The 14693-nt window shown below is 42.5% G+C and carries 16 protein-coding genes; 13 read left to right on the top strand and 3 right to left on the bottom strand.

The genetic code is table 11. From position 1 onward, the window contains the following. Window positions 1-2: 2 nt before the first annotated feature. The 3 genes from QEP07_RS06715 to yihA are packed head-to-tail and all read right to left on the bottom strand — an operon-like array spanning window position 3 to window position 3219. Window positions 3-1715: a M3 family oligoendopeptidase gene (locus tag QEP07_RS06715; protein WP_285009181.1), complete on the bottom strand. Its 1713-nt coding sequence runs from the start codon at window positions 1713-1715 to the stop codon at window positions 3-5. Window positions 1716-1723: 8 nt separating this feature from the next. After that, on the bottom strand, window positions 1724-2584 hold the full coding sequence (locus QEP07_RS06710) for a UbiA-like polyprenyltransferase (protein WP_285009180.1): 861 nt from the start codon (window positions 2582-2584) through the stop codon (window positions 1724-1726). After that, window positions 2581-3219, bottom strand: a complete 639-nt coding sequence (gene yihA / locus QEP07_RS06705; RefSeq protein ID WP_256004266.1) for a ribosome biogenesis GTP-binding protein YihA/YsxC — start codon at window positions 3217-3219, stop codon at window positions 2581-2583. Before yihA ends, QEP07_RS06710 begins: the two co-directional genes overlap by 4 nt. A 50-nt stretch (window positions 3220-3269) precedes the next feature. Here yihA and ubiE point away from each other — a divergent pair, with 50 nt between their 5' ends. The 13 genes from ubiE (at window position 3270) to murI (ending at window position 14658) form a co-directional block, all read left to right on the top strand. Next, window positions 3270-4001 (top strand): bifunctional demethylmenaquinone methyltransferase/2-methoxy-6-polyprenyl-1,4-benzoquinol methylase UbiE, encoded by a 732-nt coding sequence (ubiE, locus tag QEP07_RS06700; RefSeq protein WP_285009179.1) that lies wholly within the window; start codon window positions 3270-3272, stop codon window positions 3999-4001. Then, on the top strand, window positions 3998-4729 hold the full coding sequence (gene porT, locus QEP07_RS06695; RefSeq protein ID WP_285009178.1) for a type IX secretion/gliding motility protein PorT/SprT: 732 nt from the start codon (window positions 3998-4000) through the stop codon (window positions 4727-4729). Before ubiE ends, porT begins: the two co-directional genes overlap by 4 nt. Window positions 4730-4772: 43 nt before the next feature. Further along, window positions 4773-5531 (top strand): SDR family NAD(P)-dependent oxidoreductase, encoded by a 759-nt coding sequence (locus tag QEP07_RS06690; protein WP_285009177.1) that lies wholly within the window; start codon window positions 4773-4775, stop codon window positions 5529-5531. Between the two features lie 10 nt (window positions 5532-5541). Further along, window positions 5542-5988: a GatB/YqeY domain-containing protein gene (locus tag QEP07_RS06685; protein ID WP_285009176.1), complete on the top strand. Its 447-nt coding sequence runs from the start codon at window positions 5542-5544 to the stop codon at window positions 5986-5988. 106 nt (window positions 5989-6094) lie between these two features. Then, a complete protein-coding gene (locus QEP07_RS06680) occupies window positions 6095-6859 on the top strand; it encodes an alpha/beta fold hydrolase (protein ID WP_285009175.1) in 765 nt (254 codons plus the stop codon). Continuing rightward, window positions 6859-7521, top strand: coding sequence for a CBS domain-containing protein (locus tag QEP07_RS06675; RefSeq protein ID WP_285009174.1), 663 nt, complete (start codon window positions 6859-6861; stop codon window positions 7519-7521). Before QEP07_RS06680 ends, QEP07_RS06675 begins: the two co-directional genes overlap by 1 nt. Before the next feature lie 26 nt (window positions 7522-7547). After that, window positions 7548-8429: an NAD kinase gene (locus QEP07_RS06670; RefSeq protein WP_285009173.1), complete on the top strand. Its 882-nt coding sequence runs from the start codon at window positions 7548-7550 to the stop codon at window positions 8427-8429. A 1-nt stretch (window position 8430) separates the two neighbouring features. Beyond that, the gene (gene porG, locus QEP07_RS06665) at window positions 8431-9249 is read left to right on the top strand and encodes a type IX secretion system protein PorG (protein WP_285009172.1); all 819 of its coding nucleotides are present in this window, start codon (window positions 8431-8433) and stop codon (window positions 9247-9249) included. Between the two features lie 19 nt (window positions 9250-9268). Next, on the top strand, window positions 9269-10009 hold the full coding sequence (uppS, locus tag QEP07_RS06660) for an undecaprenyl pyrophosphate synthase (RefSeq protein ID WP_285010734.1): 741 nt from the start codon (window positions 9269-9271) through the stop codon (window positions 10007-10009). Window positions 10010-10072: 63 nt separating this feature from the next. Then, window positions 10073-12625: an outer membrane protein assembly factor BamA gene (gene bamA / locus QEP07_RS06655; RefSeq protein WP_285009171.1), complete on the top strand. Its 2553-nt coding sequence runs from the start codon at window positions 10073-10075 to the stop codon at window positions 12623-12625. Between the two features lie 13 nt (window positions 12626-12638). Then, a complete protein-coding gene (locus QEP07_RS06650; protein WP_285009170.1) occupies window positions 12639-13178 on the top strand; it encodes an OmpH/Skp family outer membrane protein in 540 nt (179 codons plus the stop codon). A gap of 23 nt (window positions 13179-13201) precedes the next feature. Beyond that, window positions 13202-13765: an OmpH/Skp family outer membrane protein gene (locus QEP07_RS06645; RefSeq protein ID WP_256004278.1), complete on the top strand. Its 564-nt coding sequence runs from the start codon at window positions 13202-13204 to the stop codon at window positions 13763-13765. A gap of 53 nt (window positions 13766-13818) precedes the next feature. Further along, the gene (murI, locus tag QEP07_RS06640; RefSeq protein WP_285009169.1) at window positions 13819-14658 is read left to right on the top strand and encodes a glutamate racemase; all 840 of its coding nucleotides are present in this window, start codon (window positions 13819-13821) and stop codon (window positions 14656-14658) included. The last annotated feature ends 35 nt before the right edge of the window (window positions 14659-14693 follow it).

Below are 14693 nucleotides of genomic sequence, written 5' to 3'. Positions count from 1 at the left end.
TATTAGTCTAGCTTGTCAAGTTCTACTTTAATAAAGGTCGCCAATTCGGTAATGTATGATGGGCTGAAATCAAACTGTATCCCTGCAGTTTTGTATATATCGCCAATTGGCTCGCTGTAACCAAGAGATAAGGCTTGTAAATATTGCTTCAGCGCAGTATCGGGGTTTTCTTTATAGTTTTTCCATATAGCAATCGCACCTAATTGCGCAATCGCATACTCTATGTAATAAAACGGAACTTCAAAGAGGTGTAGTTGCTTTTGCCATAAATTCCCAAGTTCAGGTTCAAGTTCACTCCAGTCCGCGAATCCGCCTCCAAACCGCATATAGATCTGTCTAAATGCCTCTTCCCTATCGGTTGCATTGTGACCTGGGTTGGTATATATCCAGTGCTGAAACTGGTCGATTACAGCGACCCAAGGCAAAGTTTTGAGTACATCAGTAAGTTGCTCGCGCTTGGCACGCTGCAATTCCTCCTCATTCTCAAAGTAGATATCCCATTTGTCCATAGACAAGAGTTCCATACTCATGGATGCTAATTCAGCTACTTCAGCGGGGCAGTGTTTAAAGTCATTAAGCTCCAGATCCGCCGTGAGAAAGGTGTGCACAGCGTGTCCGCCTTCGTGAACCATCGTTGTCAGATCGCGTAACGCATTTGCTGAGTTCATGAATATAAACGGGGCACCGGTTTCAGCCAGCGGATAATTATACCCTCCCGGTGCTTTACCTTTTCGACTATCCACGTCAAATAAATTATTCGCTTTCATGACAGTTAACATTCGTCCTAGTTGCGGGTCGATGGCAGTGAAGCACTTGATTGTTTTGTCGATCAGATCTGAGCCATCTCTGAAGGGTTTTAAGGCTGGTTTTCCGGAGGTGTTTACATCCAAATCCCATGGTCTCAATTTATTGATCCCTAGACGTTCGGCACGTTTTTCGGCCTGACTCCGCAATATAGGAACGATCTCCTTCTCTATCGCTTCATGAAACTGATAACAGTCCTGAGGGCTATAGTCGAAGCGGCCAAGAGCTTGGAACATATAATCTCTATAATTTTCAAAGCCAGCGTTAAGCGCAACTGTATGCCGCGTCGCCACCAACTCATCAAAAAGGATATTGAGCTCGTCCCTGTCGACCAGCCGGCGCTGTTGTATCGCTCTCCACGCGTGTTCGCGTACGGCTCGGTCGGTGTCTTTTATAAAGTTCGAAGCCTGTTCAAGCGTATATTCGTGATCATTGATAACTACACTCATCTTACCTGTCACCGATTGATATTTTTGCTGGGTAACCTGAAGTTTGGTCAGCAAATCGACGTTTTCATCCCGGTATATTTCTATCGACTTCCTTATTCCGCGGATATAGACAAAGTATTTGGCCTGGTCTAATTCATCTATGAAGGGACTATCGTTAAATTTACGGTTAAGCTGGTTTGCTATCGGAGATACCTTTGGTTCAATCTGGGTCGCAAAGTATTGAAAATCTTTAACAAGCTCTTCGTCGGTCGTATCGCAGGTCATCCTGATATATCTCCATGCAAAGTCCTCCTCAAGTGCTGCTTCGAGCTCGCTCTTATCCTGAAGCCATTTTACGAGCTGTTGAACATTATCAATATCCCGGGTTAAAAGTTCGTTGAAGATCGGCTCCAGGCTATCCCATGTCATAGTAAGATCATCGGGAACATAATTTCTTTTCTTTTTAGTCAGAGTCAAGTCCATTGTAAATATTAATGAGTTGTTCTAATGAAAATGTCAACAAGGAAGCAAATGGCAAAAACAACGGATGCATAGCCGTTAGTAGTTGCGAATGCCTTGTTAACCTTACTTATATCTGAGGGTTTTACCAAACTGTGCTGATAGATCAGCATGAAACAGAAGAAAGCAACACCTACATAGTAAAAATAGCCAAATGCTATAAAAAACACAGGAATAATAACACACGCTGCCGATAACATATGCAGCGCTATTGATAATCTTAATGCGCCTTTTCTTCCGAGGACCACAGGAATTGATCGTAATCCTTCACCGCGGTCAAACTCCTCGTCCTGAAGTGCATAAATGATGTCAAAACCACTCACCCAGAATAGCACGGCAAAGGCATAAAGAACAGGCACGACTTCAAAAAAGCCTGTCACAGCAACAAAAGCACCCACGGGAGCCAATGCTAGACCCGCCCCCAAAACAAGATGACAAAACGCCGTAAATCGTTTTGTGAAGCTGTAAAACAGTACAACAAACAGCGCTATCGGTGACAAGTACAGGCACAAGGGGTTAATAAGTGCGGTAGTTCCCACAAATAAAACAGCGTTAATGATTACGAACAACAGCGCCTCGTTAGCCGAGACCTTGCCCGCCGGGATGTCGCGCATAGCTGTCCGGGGATTTTTAGCATCAATATATCTGTCGAGATAGCGGTTAAATGCCATAGCCGAATTTCTCGCAAAAACCATACAGAACAGTACCTTCAATAGCAGATCCCATTCGAATGACGTCTGCACAGTGGTGACTCCAAGAAAAAAGCCGATCAATGCAAATGGCAGTGCAAAAACAGAATGGGCAAAGAGCACCAGGGAAAAGTATTTTTTCATGGCAGTGGTTCCTTTTTCGCGCTACTCGGTTGTGGCATAACAAAATCCAGGTTGACTGCTGAAACAAATTCTAGTATATTTTCCCTGCCCAGTCCGGTTTCGGAAGAAGTTATGAAGTAAGATGGGATCACTTCGAACCATTCACTAAGGGCCTTTTTAAAGAGAGATACATGTTTGTCTGTCTTCGATGCAGACTGTTTATCGGCTTTAGTGAATATCAGAGAGAAGGGTATCTGGATTTCTCCCAGCCAGTAACAAAATTCAAGATCAATCTTTTGCGGCTCAAGGCGGCTGTCGATTAAAACAAAAACGCATTGCAGGCTTTCACGCTTGGTGATGTAATGGCGAATAAATTTTTCCCATTGTTCTCTGCTGCTTTTTGATGCTTTCGCATAACCATATCCCGGCAGATCGACGATATACCAATCCTGGTTGACCAAAAAATGATTAATCAGTTGTGTCTTCCCGGGTTTCTGGGAGGTTTTAGCTAACCCGTTTTGTTTTAAGAGCGTATTGATCAACGATGATTTTCCTACGTTTGATCTGCCAATAAAAGCATATTCAGGGAGGTTAGGTGGGGGCAAGGCTGAAACCTTCGTGTTACTGCAAACGAATGCTGCCGATTTTATAATCATATACAAAGGTAGAAAATTAGTTTTCAACAATACTTATCTTTGCCTCATACATGAACGAAAACATTACACCGTACCAATCAGACACCGTTGCTAAAAAGGAGCAGGTGGCGACAATGTTTAATAATATATCCAGGACATATGATTTTTTAAATCACTTCATGTCTTTAGGTATCGATATAATATGGCGTAGACAGGCAATAAATACGTTAAAGGCATCTCGTCCGCGGGTCATTTTAGATGTAGCTACCGGCACTGGTGATTTAGCTTTTCAAGCAATAAAGACCTTGCATCCGGAAAAGATAATTGGTGTCGACATTTCGGGAGGTATGCTCAATATTGCACGCAGCAAAATAAATGCCCGCGGTATGGCGCACGTCTTCTCCGTGCAGACCGGGGACTCTGAAAGTTTAGGCTTCGAGGATAACCACTTTGACGCGGTTACTGTCGCATTTGGTGTCAGGAACTATGAAAATCTGCAAAAAGGGCTGTCAGACATGTATAGAGTACTTAAGCCCGGCGGTAAAATCGTTATTCTGGAATTTTCCAAGCCCCGGATATTTCCTGTCAAACAGCTTTATAATCTTTATTTTAAATGTATTACACCATCGCTGGGGCGGATTTTTTCCAACGACTCAAGAGCATATTCATATCTTCCTGAGTCTGTTTCAGCTTTCCCCGATGGGTCTGACTTTACAGCACTGTTAGAAAAAGTAGGGTTCATGCAAACAGAAGAAAGGCGGCTCACCTTCGGTATCAGTGCCATCTATACTGGTATTAAATGAAGTTAGCGTATGTACCCCTTTTTTTATTAATCTTCATCAGCCCCCGCGCCTTGGGGCAGAACTGGGGAGGCGGTGTGGATGACACAGATATCCATTTTGGGTTCACATTCCAGTATATTTCATCCGAGTACAAAATATCTAAAAAAAGTGATTGGCGATCTGTGTACGAGGACGACATCGGACAAGGAGTACAACCTGGTGAGCTCAGGGCGTTATATTCAGAAAGTACCCCCGGTTTCGGTATCGGTTTTGTGGTGAACAAACGCGTAACCAGTCATTCAGATCTGCGATTCACGCCAGTGTTGGCATTTAGTGATAAGCTATTGCGATATCAGTACGTTAATGCTGATCAGAACCAGGAAAAGAAAGTCAACGGAACGCTGGTAGAGCTGCCCTTAAGTTTTAAGCTTAAGTCCGACAGGCGGACAAATTTCAGGGCCTACATGCTTGGTGGTGTAAAGTTTACTGCAGACATATCGTCCAGAAAGAAAACGAACAATAGTCTGGTTACCGATCCGGCAGAGAAATTTATAAATTCCAAACGGGGCTATTTTTCCTATGAGACCGGGGTGGGCTTCGATCTTTACTTTGAGTATTTTAAGATGTCACCAGAAATAAAATTATCATACTCGGCTGGCGATGTCTTACAACATGAAAATCATCGTTTCGCTTCTCCAATTGATAAACTGAATTTGAGAAATCTGACCTTCAGTTTGTTTTTTGAATAGCGCAGGTTCAAAAATTTATAGCTTTGTCTCTAAATTACTCATCATGTCAAAAATTGCATTAATAACGGGCGCCACCTCCGGCATTGGCGCGGCATGCGCAGATTTGCTTGCGGCAAATAGGTATCACCTGATATTAGTGGGTCGGCGCGCGAATAAGCTAGATGAAGCCGCTCTTAAACTAACAAAGCGATATGAGGTAGAGGTTAAGAAGGTTGTGGCAGATGTAAGAAATCTGGAAGAAATCTCCGTTTGTTTTGACGCACTTCCATCCGGATGGAAAAAAATAGATATTCTGATCAATAACGCCGGCTTGAGCCAGGGTTTAGATCCCATCCACCAGGGAGACACTGTCGACTGGAATACCATGATTGATACTAATGTAAAAGGACTTTTATACGTTACCAGGCTCGTTTCACCGTGGATGGTAGCGCAAAAAAAAGGTCATATCGTCAACATAGGGTCAATTGCCGGGCACGAAGTTTATCCCAATGGTAACGTTTACTGTGCAACGAAAGCTGCTGTCGATGCACTTAACAAAGGAATGCGTATAGACTTATTGCCCTATGGCATCAAAGTTACCGCAATCAGTCCGGGAATGGTTGAGACTGAATTTTCCAAAGTTCGTTTCAAGGGTGATGAAGGTCGGGCAAAGAAGGTGTACGAAGGCTTGGATCCGCTCACCGCGAGCGATGTAGCAGAAGCGGTTTGGTTTGCAGTTAGCAGGCCAGCTCACGTAAATATTAATGAAATGCTTATTATGCCGGCAGCCCAGGCTAGCGCAACTATAGTTGATAGACGATAAATACGATAATATGATAGGGAATAATATAGATCAGGAAATAAAAAATGCCATGCTGGCTAAAGATCAGGCGAGGTTACGAGGATTGAGAGCAATTAAAGCAGCTTTTTTGCTTGCTAAAACAGAAAAAGGATCTACAGACGAGATTTCAGAAGAAGGCGAACTGAAAATTTTGCAGAAGTTGGTTAAACAGCGCAGGGAGTCAGCCGATATTTATAAGCGGCAGGGCAGAGAGGATTTGAGTGCCATCGAAGAAGAAGAAATCGCCGTTATAAGTGACTTCATGCCTAGCCAGTTGGATGCAGAGGCTGTCAGAAAAGTCATCTCCAGGCTTATCGAAACTTCCGGTGCTTCCTCTATGAAAGACATGGGGAGGATTATGGGTCTTGCTAATATGGAGCTCGCGGGAAAGGCGGATGGGAAGCTTATTGCCGAAATAGTAAAACAAGAATTGGCATAAATTGTGTGTTTTTGCTGGAGTCTATTCTTAAAATAAGTGTTTGAAATTGCATTAAATTGATTCCAGCGCACTAACTTAGTAGCGTACTATCTACATTGGTCAAAATATGAAATACGAAGTAATAGAAAGTGACGGGTTCAAATATATAGAGGCTGGGAAGGGAGAAACCCTGGTATTACTTCATGGCTTGATGGGCGAATTAAGTAACTGGGAAGATGTGATCGATCGTTTTAAAGATCGCTATCACATTCTTGTTCCCATATTACCTATATATGAATTGCCAATCCTCACGTTGGGGGTGAAGAGCCTTTCCAAATTTTTGCACAGGTTTATTAAATATAAAAGGTTACCGCAGGTAGTTCTTATTGGAAATTCCCTGGGCGGTCATGTGGGGCTTGTTTTTACTGTTGCGCATCAGGAGCATGTTAAAGCTTTGGTTTTGACAGGAAGTTCTGGTTTGTATGAAAATGCATTCGGAGGTTCTTTTCCAAGGCGCGAGAGTTACGATTATGTCAGAGAGAAAGTTGAGTTTACTTTTTATGATCCCGCTACAGCTACAAAGGAACTTGTTGATGAGGTTTTCAAAAGCATAAATGAGCGGTCAAGGGTAATACGCATACTAACGTTGGCTAAATCCGCAATCCGACACAACATGGCTAAAGAACTTCACAGAATTACAATACCTGTATCCCTGATTTGGGGCAGGCAGGATAAAGTAACGCCTCCCGAAGTAGCCGAGGAATTCCATCAACTCTTGCCTAATTCTGAACTTAATTGGGTAGATTTATGTGGACATGCACCCATGATGGAGCGACCTGCAGAGTTTAATATGTATTTGGAGAAATTTCTAACCCGAGTATTACTAAAATAATGTTTGCGTCTGAACTCATATCTAACACCATTCCGCCGCTTCGGACGTCCGATTCAGTTCAGAAGTCTCTGGAACGGATGGCAGAGTTCAAATTATCCCATTTGCCTATAGTAAACGAAACACAGTTTCTCGGATTACTTGCCGAAGAAGAACTTATCGAAATAGCTGATCCAGATACCGCCATTGGTGCATTACCGTTGTCAATTCTCAATCCATTTGTGTTTGAGGACGCCCACATGTACGATATCATCAGGCTGTTTAATCAGCTTCATCTCTCTGTAGTTCCAGTTCTCGATTATAAGAAAAACTACCTGGGTTTAATTTCGGGTAATAATATACTGGAATACATCTCAAACCTATACGCCGTAAAGGAGCAGGGGGGGATTATTGTTCTCGAGATCAGTAATAGAAACAATTCTTTGGCGCACATGGCTCAGATTGTTGAGGCAGACAACGCGCAGATACTGTCCTCATACGTACAATCGTTTCCTGAATCCACAAAGCTAGAGGTAACATTGAAGATTAACCGGACCGATCTTTCTGCAATCATAGCCTCTTTCGAACGCTTCAATTATCAGGTAAATGCTGTGTTTAACACAACAACACCGGATAATGGTACCGCTGATAGGTATAATTCTTTGATGAATTATCTAAATGTCTAAGTATCATAAATAATGGATATTTTTTAATGAGGATAGCAATCTATGGCAGAGAATTTAATAACAGCGTGCTTCCGTATGTTCAGGAGGTGTTTGACGTATTAAACGCTCATGAGATCCAGACACTTATTTACCACCCTTATTTAGTGTTTGTTCGAAACAAGGTGAAGCTGCCAGATAACGTTTTAATTTTTAGAAACCATCAGGAACTATTAGGACAGGCTGACGTTTTTTTAAGTCTGGGGGGCGATGGTACTTTGTTAGATACGCTGTCCCTTGTCCGTGATTCAGGCATACCTGTAATAGGAATCAATTTTGGCCGCCTCGGGTTTTTAGCCAGTATAAACAAAAATGACATACGCGCCGCCATTGCGGCGTTGCAAAGGCAGGAATATGCGCTCGACCAGCGCACATTGCTTAGGCTCGAGTCTAGCGAGAAGCTGTTTGGTGAGGAGAACTTTGCGTTGAATGACGTTACGATTCATAGGAGAGATAATTCAGCCATGATGATTATCCATGCCTATATGAACAATGAGTTTGTAAATTCATACTGGGCAGACGGTCTTATTGTGGCTACCCCTACTGGCTCTACAGCCTACTCTTTAAGTTGTGGCGGACCCATCATTTATCCGAACTCTCAAAATTTTGTTATTACACCGATAGCTCCCCATAACCTCAACGTCAGACCATTAATAATTCCGGATGACGTATCTTTAACTTTCGAGATTGAGGCGAGGAGCGCTAAATTCCTTGTATCCTGCGATTCCAGGACCGTTACAGTAGACAAATCCGCAAAAATTGTTCTGAGCAGGGCAAAATTCAATATAAATCTTATTAGGCTAAATACTGAAAGCTACTTAACTACCTTAAGAAATAAATTACTATGGGGTATTGATACCCGAAATTACTAAGATGGGAAAGCCAGCGTGGACAGTCACCATAATATTACTCTTTCTCAACCTCGGCCTTAAAGCACAGGTACTTGAAGTAGGCGCTGGGATTGGTGGTTCCGGGTATGTAGGCGATCTGAACATCAATAGGCTGCTCAAAATCAGCGGGATATCGGCAGGAGGGTATGTTAAGATGAATTTTGATGCCCACTGGTCTCTAAGCGCAAACTATACCTATGGAAAGATACGTGCAAACGACCTTAAATCTGATGAGCCTGAATTTAGACAACGAGGGCTTAACTTTACTACAGCACTCAATGAGGCAAGTCTACAGGTTGATTTTAATTTTTTCGACTACTTTGCGGGGGGCGGGAGAAGAAAATTTACGCCATATCTTTTCGTGGGGGCCGGTGGTATCTTGTTTAATCCCAAGGCCAATTATTCAAAGTACGACCTTTACGATGTGGTATTGAGACATTACAGGACGGAGGGTCAAAATATAGTATACCGCAATTACGCGTTCACTGTACCTTATGGTGCTGGCCTGAAATTCCAACTTAAGGAAAACTGGGGACTATTTACCCAGATTGGATACAGGACGGCTTTTACAGATTACATAGACGATGTAAGCAAAACCTATCCCGGAGAAAACTACTGGGAGGTTGCCGGTTTTAAGCCTGAACGCATTAATGAAGCCAAATCCCTGTCGAACCCCTCTCTGCAAAACTTTGAAAGTCTGCAATATACTCAACGAGGCGATTTTAGAAAAAGAGATACATATATGTTTGTTGGTATTGGCATATCTTATACCTTTGTGTCCCAAAAATGCTATACATTTTAAGTATATCGAAGAATAATTGATGGGTTTCAGAGAACAGATTGATCTAACAAAGTTACCAGAGCATATTGCAATCATTATGGATGGCAATGGTCGCTGGGCAAAAAATCAAGGAAAGATAAGGCATTTCGGACATGAAAGCGGTGTCCTGTCAGTTAAAGACATTGTTGAAGGCTGCGCTGACATCGGAATCAAGTACGTTACAGTCTACGCTTTTTCTACCGAAAACTGGAACAGACCTATCGAAGAAGTAAATGCACTGATGGAATTACTCATTTCCACAATCAATCAGGAAACGCCTACCTTGACAAAAAACGACATAAAGCTTAATGCTATAGGTGATATTGCTTCATTGCCTCAAAAATGTATAGAGGATCTCGCCAGTGCTATGGAAAAAACGTCCTCTAATAAAAGATGCACGCTGACTCTGGCGCTTAGTTACAGTGCAAAATGGGAAATCATTAATGCCGCAAAAAAACTGGCAGAGAAAGCCGTTCGTGGCGAGTTAAATGTTGACGATATCAATGAACATCACTTCTCGGCTATGTTGACCACGGTGGACATGCCGGATCCTGAACTAATGATCAGGACCAGCGGAGAACACCGGGTAAGTAACTTTCTACTCTGGCAGATGGCATATACCGAGCTTTATTTTACAGATAAGCTTTGGCCAGACTTCAGACGCGAAGATTTGTTTGAAGCCATCGTCGATTATCAAAAACGTGAGCGACGCTTTGGTAAAACTAGTGAACAAGTCAACTAATTTTACTTTTAACACTTTTTAACATGTGTTTAAATTAACTTAGCATCGATTTTAAGAATCTAAATGAAAAAAATAATATACCAGCTTACAGTACTGTTATTGCTGAGTTTGCCAGCATTGGCGCAGATAACACGGCCGCAAATAAACCCGACATTACCATCTCTTAAAGTTAAAGGTACTGATCTAGACTATTTTAATCCTAGGGAGTATATTATCGGAGGCATTACACTAACCGGCACGGAACACCTGGATAAGGACGTAATTATAGCACTTACCAAACTATCAAAAGGGGATAGAGTTCTTCTACCCGGAGATGCCACTGCCAACGCAATCAAGAATCTTTGGGCTCAGGGGTTATTCGAAGACATACAACTTGACATTGAACGGATCGTTGAGGATACCGTATATTTTGATATCAAAGTCGTCGAGCGCCCGCGTCTCGGAGGGTTCGAAATAGAAGGCGTAAGCAAATCCCAGAAAACGGATATTCTGGAGAAGCTGGGAGATAAAAGCGGTAAGTCAATTATCAACGAGAATCTATACAACACCACAACGGCTGTTATTAATAAATATCTTTCTGAGAAAGGGTATTTCTTTACCTCGGTTGACTATGCTACCAAGCCAGATCCGAGCATAGACAATGGGATGATACTCCAGGTAACTATTGACAGAGGCAGAAAGATGAAGGTTAAAGAAATCAACTTTACCGGAAATAAAGATTTTTCAGATGCCAGATTGAGAAAGTTCCTGAAGAAGACCAAGCAGCAAGCCTTTTACAAACTATTTGGTTCCGGAAAGTTCAGTAAAGAGAAATATGAAGAGGATAAACTGAAGCTTATTGCTGAGATGCATAAACGGGGTTACCGTGATGCGGCATTATTAAAAGACAGCATCTATCCATATAATGAGAAGTCAGTCGGAATCAGCATCGATCTTTTTGAGGGACCGAAGTATTATTTCGGTAATATCACATGGGTGGGGAATGCAAAGTATACAACCGAAATGCTTGAGAAAGCTCTGGGAATCGAGAAAGGCGAACTTTTCAGTGAGGAGAAGCTTGAAACCAAATTGCGCGGAAGCGCAAACGGGGACGATGTTTCGAGTATATACCTGAATGATGGCTATCTGACTTTTAGCGCGGAGCCAGTTCAGACACGGATATATAATGATACCGTTGATATCGAAATGCGCATCTATGAGGGCCCGCAATATACGAACAACCGTATTACAGTTAAGGGAAACACGATTACAAATGATCGAGTTGTGCTTAGAGAGATCAGAACAAAACCAGGCGAGAAGTTTTCAAAAGATCTTTTGATCCGTACTGTACGTGAGATCGGCCAGCTAGGTAATTTTGATGAGAGTAAAACTGTACCGACTCCGCGACCAAATCCTGCTGACGGAACTGTCGATATTGAGTACACTGTAGAGGAGAAACCATCAGACCAGATCGAACTTTCAGGTGGTTTCGGCGGAGGCAATATAATTGGAACGCTTGGGTTAACATTCAATAATTTTTCGTTGAAGAACCTGTTTAACCTGGACGCGTATAAGCCGCTACCAAAAGGCGACGGGCAAAGGTTGAGTCTCCGTGGGCAGACGAATGGTAAATATTACCAGTCATACAGTTTTTCGTTTTCCGAGCCATGGCTTGGTGGTAAAAAGCCAATCAGCTTTGGAATAAGTGCTTTTACTTCCTTACAATCGAATGGTTTTCGCAATAGACAGAGTCCAGAGTATTCTAAGATCCGTTTAAACGGTGTAACGGTTAGTTTAGGAAGAAGATTAAATTTCCCGGACAATTATTTCCAACTCACTCACGCGATAAATGCACAACAATATATTCTGAATAACTACCCAGGCTATCTGTTTAGAAATGGAACGTCTTTCAATTTCAACCTTACTCAGGAACTTAGCAGGGATTCCAGAAATTCGCCGATATTTCCTACTGAAGGTTCAATCTTCAGATTTTCTATACAAGCCACTCCACCATATTCGTTGTTAAATAATGTTAACTATGCAACAGCTTCCGATAAAGAGCGTTATAAGTTTACTGAATATCATAAGTGGAAGTTTGAAACCCAATGGTTTCAGCGCTTAGCGGGTAAGTTTGTAGTGAAGGCTCAGGCCCAGTTCGGCTTTCTTGGTTCTTACAACCAAGCTGTTGGACAGTCGCCGTTTGAGCGGTTTAAGTTAGGGGGAGACGGAATGCAGGGATTTGATTTCTTACAAGGGTCTGAACTAATCGCAATGCGCGGTTATGCTAACAACTCTGTGATACCGGTAGGATCTAATCCTACTGTCGCGCAGCAGTCCGGCAGTCCGATATTTACCAAATATGTCATGGAGCTTCGGTATCCTGTCATCGCCAGTCAGCAGGCTACAGCGTTTCTTGTTGGCTTTGCAGAGGGAGGTAACACATGGGATAAGTTTGGCGACTTCAACCCTTTCAACATTCGTCGTTCGGTAGGTTTGGGTGCAAAAATATTTTTACCGATATTCGGCATGCTTGGAATCGATTATGGATATGGGTTTGATAAGATTCCCGGTATTCCTGACGCCAACAAGGGTCAGTTCCATTTTAGTATAGCGCAACAATTAGGAGGATTTAATTAACAGGAGAAAAGTGATGAAGAGGATTTTATTTGCGGCGTTGCTGCTTTTTTCAGGGTTTAGTGCATTTGCACAGAAGTTTGCTTATGTAGATACCGAGTATATCTTAAAACATTTACCGGAGTACAAGTCTTCACAAAACCAACTTAGCGTAATGTCAGAACAATGGCAAAAGCAGCTTGACCAGCAGTTTGTAGCGATCGATAAGATGTACAAAGCCTATCAGGCGGACCAGGTTCTTCTTACAGAAGATATGCGTAAAAGAAGAGAGAACGAGATCATAGAAAAGGAAAAGGAAGCTAAAGACCTACAGCGTAAATTTTTCGGGCCTGAAGGGGATCTTTTCCAGGCCCGCGTAAAGCTATTAAACCCAATTCAGGAAAAAGTGTCGAAGGCAGTAGGGGAGGTAGCGAAAGCAAAGCTTCTTGACTTTATCTTTGACAAGAGCAGTGAAGCAACGATGATGATCTATGCGAGCAGTAGCTATGACGTAAGCAATGATGTAATAGTAAGATTAGGCTATAAGCCAGGTTCTCTGGTAGGTAACACACAGTAAAAATTAAGAAAACAAAAAGAGAGATGAGAAAATTAATGACCGCATTGATGGTAACTGCAGGATTATTTGTAGCCGGCAGTGCTAATGCACAACAAAAGTTCGCACATTTAAATTCAGCATTGGTGATTGATGGAATGGCCGAGGTTAAGGCAGCCAGAACTACGCTTGAGGCTTTCCAAAAGGAGAAAACTGCCGTGATTGAAAAAATGTATACCGAGTATCAGACTAAATTGAAAGCAGCACAAGACAAGCAGAAGACACTAAGCGAAGCAAACAAAGAGGTTGTGGGCAAGGAGCTACAAACGATGGGCACAGAGCTGCAGGACCTTGAAAAGAGAATCGAAGACGCTAGGACGAAGGCACAACAGGAACTTGAACAGAAGAACACAGAATTGTTTAACCCGATTCAGGTAAAGGTAGACAACGCCATTAAAGCTGTCTCTAAGGAGAAAGGTTATGCATATGTGTTTGACACTACAAATCCGGCTTTGGTTTATTTCGACGGAGGTGACGATATCACACCATTAGTAAAAACAAAACTGGGCGTAGCTCCAACGGCAGCAAATACAACTGCACCAAAAAAATAAGGTTAACTATAAAAACGTTAAATTGCAGGGCTGACTTTTTCAGCCCTTTTTTTATGAAAATTGACGAAGCACCTATAGGAGTATTTGATTCTGGTTATGGCGGGCTTACAGTACTCAAATCGATTATGGGGAAGTTGCCGAAATACGATTATCTTTATCTGGGAGACAATGCGAGATCGCCTTATGGCGATCATTCATTTGAAACAGTCTTTCAGTATACCCTCGAATGTGTCGAGTGGTTCTTTAACCAGGGCTGTCAATTGGTTATTCTCGCATGCAATACCGCTTCAGCTAAAGCATTACGGACGATTCAGCAACGTGTGCTTCCATTTAAATACCCAGGACGCCGGGTTCTTGGGGTCATCAGACCAACAGCGGAAGTTATCGGGACCTATACGGATTCAGGGAAAATCGGCGTATTAGGAACCAGAGGAACAATCAATTCGCAATCTTACCTGTTGGAAGTCCGTAAATTTTATCCCCACATCGAAGTATACCAGCAAAGTTGTCCAATGTGGGTGCCGCTGGTGGAGAACAACGAACACCTGGAGCCTGGAGCAGATTACTTTGTGCAGAAGTATATAGATCTCATCTTTGAACAGAACAACAAGATCGACTGTTTATTATTGGCATGTACTCACTACCCCTTGCTTGTGCCTAAAATCGAACAGTATATACCGGTTGGGGTTAAGCTTATTGGTCAGGGTGGGATCGTGGCAGACAGCCTTTGCGACTACCTGCGCAGGCACCCGGAGATTGCCAATCGCTTAAGTACAAACGGCGAGGTTAATTTTAGGACCACTGGTGATTCAGCAGCTTTCGATAGACAGGCTTCAATATTCTTTGAGTCGACGGTCAAGTCCAGTCATCTTTCATTAGCTAAAGTGCTTTAGGATGGCTACAACCAAGCATCAAGTCTAGTACCGGT

This window comes from Pedobacter faecalis (genome assembly GCF_030182585.1).
GTDB classification, from domain to species: domain Bacteria; phylum Bacteroidota; class Bacteroidia; order Sphingobacteriales; family Sphingobacteriaceae; genus Pedobacter; species Pedobacter faecalis.
Note: the sequence above shows the minus strand (reverse complement) of the source record. Positions and strands in the feature narration are given on the sequence as shown.

Coding starts and splice junctions, on each gene's coding strand:
- QEP07_RS06715 (WP_285009181.1), bottom strand. CDS start 1,715: ATGGACTTGACTCTGACTAAAAAGAAAAGAAATTATGTTCCCGATGAT.
- yihA (WP_256004266.1), bottom strand. CDS start 3,219: ATGATTATAAAATCGGCAGCATTCGTTTGCAGTAACACGAAGGTTTCA.
- QEP07_RS06650 (WP_285009170.1), top strand. CDS start 12,639: ATGAAGAGGATTTTATTTGCGGCGTTGCTGCTTTTTTCAGGGTTTAGT.
- QEP07_RS06680 (WP_285009175.1), top strand. CDS start 6,095: ATGAAATACGAAGTAATAGAAAGTGACGGGTTCAAATATATAGAGGCT.
- QEP07_RS06685 (WP_285009176.1), top strand. CDS start 5,542: ATGATAGGGAATAATATAGATCAGGAAATAAAAAATGCCATGCTGGCT.
- QEP07_RS06690 (WP_285009177.1), top strand. CDS start 4,773: ATGTCAAAAATTGCATTAATAACGGGCGCCACCTCCGGCATTGGCGCG.
- QEP07_RS06670 (WP_285009173.1), top strand. CDS start 7,548: ATGAGGATAGCAATCTATGGCAGAGAATTTAATAACAGCGTGCTTCCG.
- bamA (WP_285009171.1), top strand. CDS start 10,073: ATGAAAAAAATAATATACCAGCTTACAGTACTGTTATTGCTGAGTTTG.
- porT (WP_285009178.1), top strand. CDS start 3,998: ATGAAGTTAGCGTATGTACCCCTTTTTTTATTAATCTTCATCAGCCCC.
- QEP07_RS06675 (WP_285009174.1), top strand. CDS start 6,859: ATGTTTGCGTCTGAACTCATATCTAACACCATTCCGCCGCTTCGGACG.
- uppS (WP_285010734.1), top strand. CDS start 9,269: ATGGGTTTCAGAGAACAGATTGATCTAACAAAGTTACCAGAGCATATT.
- ubiE (WP_285009179.1), top strand. CDS start 3,270: ATGAACGAAAACATTACACCGTACCAATCAGACACCGTTGCTAAAAAG.
- QEP07_RS06645 (WP_256004278.1), top strand. CDS start 13,202: ATGAGAAAATTAATGACCGCATTGATGGTAACTGCAGGATTATTTGTA.
- murI (WP_285009169.1), top strand. CDS start 13,819: ATGAAAATTGACGAAGCACCTATAGGAGTATTTGATTCTGGTTATGGC.
- QEP07_RS06710 (WP_285009180.1), bottom strand. CDS start 2,584: ATGAAAAAATACTTTTCCCTGGTGCTCTTTGCCCATTCTGTTTTTGCA.
- porG (WP_285009172.1), top strand. CDS start 8,431: ATGGGAAAGCCAGCGTGGACAGTCACCATAATATTACTCTTTCTCAAC.